The 2,492-nt window shown below is 69.0% G+C and carries 2 protein-coding genes and 1 pseudogene; 1 reads left to right on the forward strand and 2 read right to left on the reverse strand.

Going from position 1 to position 2,492, the window contains the following annotated elements; translation table 11 throughout:
* Together VGS97_RS14320 and VGS97_RS14325 are read right to left on the reverse strand one after the other, a co-directional pair.
* Positions 1–483, reverse strand: a 483-nt coding sequence (locus VGS97_RS14320) for a carbohydrate binding domain-containing protein (protein WP_414641716.1), incomplete at its 3' end; no start/stop codon positions are given.
* 16 nt (positions 484–499) lie between these two features.
* On the reverse strand, positions 500–1,627 hold the full coding sequence (locus VGS97_RS14325; protein WP_326853962.1) for a 3D domain-containing protein: 1,128 nt from the start codon (positions 1,625–1,627) through the stop codon (positions 500–502).
* A gap of 410 nt (positions 1,628–2,037) precedes the next feature.
* Between VGS97_RS14325 and VGS97_RS14330 the strand changes: the two are divergent.
* A pseudogene (locus tag VGS97_RS14330) lies at positions 2,038–2,492 on the forward strand (hypothetical protein); the annotation flags it as partial.

Consider the following 2,492-nt stretch of genomic DNA (forward strand, 5'->3'; position numbering starts at 1 on the left):
GTCGTCGGCGTAGAAGGTCGGCTGGCCGTACCAGCCGTGGATGTACACCGTCACACTCGTCGTGCTCGCCCCGGTCGTGAACGACGTGCTCAGCTGGGTCCACGACGTGGCCGACGGCGTCCAGTTGCTGGTGTCCGTGGTGCCGGTGCCGGTGTCGCCCAGGTAGACATACGAGCCCTGAACCCAGGCGGACAGCGAGTAGGAGGAGTTCGGCAGAACACTGACCGCCTGCGAGCACTGCGCGTAGTCGGAGCCCGCCGGGGTGCCGGCGAGCGCCTCGGTGCCGCCGTGCACGGGGTTGGACACGGTAGTGTCAGTGGACGAACACGTCCACCCGGTGAGGCCCGACTCGAAGCCGGGGTCGGCGAGCAAGTTGGGCGAGGCGGCCGCGGCCGGGTGCGTGGCGAACACCACGCAGGTCCCGGCCAGCAGCATGGCGGCCGCCGCGGCGAGGCGGCGGCGCGTCAACGAAAACGAAGGCATCATCGGTCTGCAATCCTCAGCAGGCGCCGTTGCTCGACCAAACCGCCCACGACGTGGCGGCTCCCGGTGTGGCGCCTGTCGAGTAGTACGTCGAGGTGTAATTCACACTCTGATACGAGACCTTGTCGCCCGGCACGTACGACGCGCTGGTGCTCCAGGCCGGCCAGCAGGTGCCGCCGCCGGACGACGGCGTCGGGGACGCCGAGGGCGAGGCGGAGGCCGAAGGACTGGGCGAGGTGCTCGGTTGCGTACTCGGCGAGGCCGACGGCGAAGCACTCTGCGACGCAGAGGGTCCCGAACTCGGGCTCGAACTCGAACTCGGGCCCGGGCTGCCGAACGGGTTGGCGACGACGGTGATCGTCCTGGTCTGCACGCCCCAGTTGTTCGCCTGGCTGCCGGGCAGCCACACGTCGACCGTGTCGTTCTGGATCCAGGTTCCGAGGTCGGTGGCCACGCACGTGCCGTATCCGGGGACCGTGAAGTACGTGCCCCAGGGGATCACCCGCGGGTCCGTGGCGCAGCCGCCGAGCTGGGAGTTGTAGCCGGAGGCGGTCTGACCGACGTCGTCGTACGAGGTCACCATCATCGAGATGGTGGTACCGACGGCCACGTCGCCGGGTCCGGGGGCCAGCGTTCCGTCGGCGCCGAGCCAGTACGGCTGCGACAGCTGGCCGAGCGAGGCGTCGCTGTTGCTGGTGTCGTACATGGCGACCACGTCGTAGTAAGCGTTCTGGCACGGCGCGGTGTCGGTCACGGTCAGCGGGGTGGTCTGGCCCCAGTAGCTGATGTAGCCGACGTCCACGCCGTCGCGCCACACCTTGTAGGCGACCGCGTTCGGCACCGGCGAGACGGTGATGGTCACCTGTCCGTTGGACAGCGTGCCGGTCAACGTCGGAGCGGCCTGGCGGCCGGAGAAGTTCACCGGCGCGGCCGTCTGCAACGGCGCCACCCAGGGAGTGACGGAGCGGGCCGGCGGGGTGATTCCCGCAGCCCAGAAGGGGCAGGAAGGCAGGGAGGTGGCGGCGGCGGACGTTCCGGCCGCGCTCGCCATGTCGAGCGGTCCGAGAGCGACGGCGGCAACTCCCGCCGCAGCTGCCGCTGTGACGGCAAGCCAGTATCGCCCGCGCTGGGTCAAGGTACTCATGTTGTGCGCCTTCTTCGGTCCAGGCCCGGCCGGAGCCGCCTGGGGCGGTCCGACCCGGCGGGTCAGCTGATCGAGAAAGGCGCCGGCGCCGCGACGTCTGTGTTGCGAAAGGGCGGTGCATGTGGGTGGTGCATATGCGTGCTCTGCGTTTACGTGGTCCCGCGTTCCGTGTTCCGCGTCGCACGGTCCACGGTGGGACACGCGATGCGCAGCGCACGCTGATCCACACGACGGATCGGCCTCAGTCAAGCGCGCCGACCGGCAGACCGTCAAGGGTCTAGACCAATTTTCAAGGTTCACGAGGAGAATCAAGGCGTGGCGTCGGGCGTGCCGAGCCCGATTGAGCGGCGCCGGGCGGCTCTCACATGAACTGGTTGACGGGAAAGCGGCGAAGGCAGCACACTTCGCCAGTGACCATGGGCGAGGAGGGGGCTCACGCGCCGGTCGGCACGCCGACTCTGGTGGCGTTCGGATGCCCGAGCTGTGGCTGGAGCGGTGAGTTCGATACCAGATTCACCCAGTGGTGTGAGAACTGTGGCTACAACGCCGATCCCGCGCCGCCGGCCCCGGAAAAGCGCTGGGCCGCGTGGCGAAAGCAGCGGGCACGCGTCCGCGCGCAGAAGCTGTGCGACCAACTGACCGCCGCGCAGGATCTGCGGCCGACCTCGGTGACCGGCGTCGCGGTGACCGTGGTCTCGACCCTGGTGCACCTGGTGACGCTCGCAATCGTGATCGCCTCCTTCATCGTGGTCTCGACGTGGTCGGCGAAGTATTGGTGGGCCTGGGTTCTGGGCGGATTCGGCATCCTCCTCGCGATCACCGTGCGACCGCAGTTGTGGCGGGCGCTGCGCAAGCCGAAGGGCCT

This window comes from Actinocrinis sp. (genome assembly GCF_035946395.1).
In the GTDB taxonomy this organism is placed as follows: domain Bacteria; phylum Actinomycetota; class Actinomycetes; order Streptomycetales; family Catenulisporaceae; genus Actinocrinis.

Coding starts and splice junctions, on each gene's coding strand:
- VGS97_RS14325 (WP_326853962.1), bottom strand. CDS start 1,627: ATGAGTACCTTGACCCAGCGCGGGCGATACTGGCTTGCCGTCACAGCG.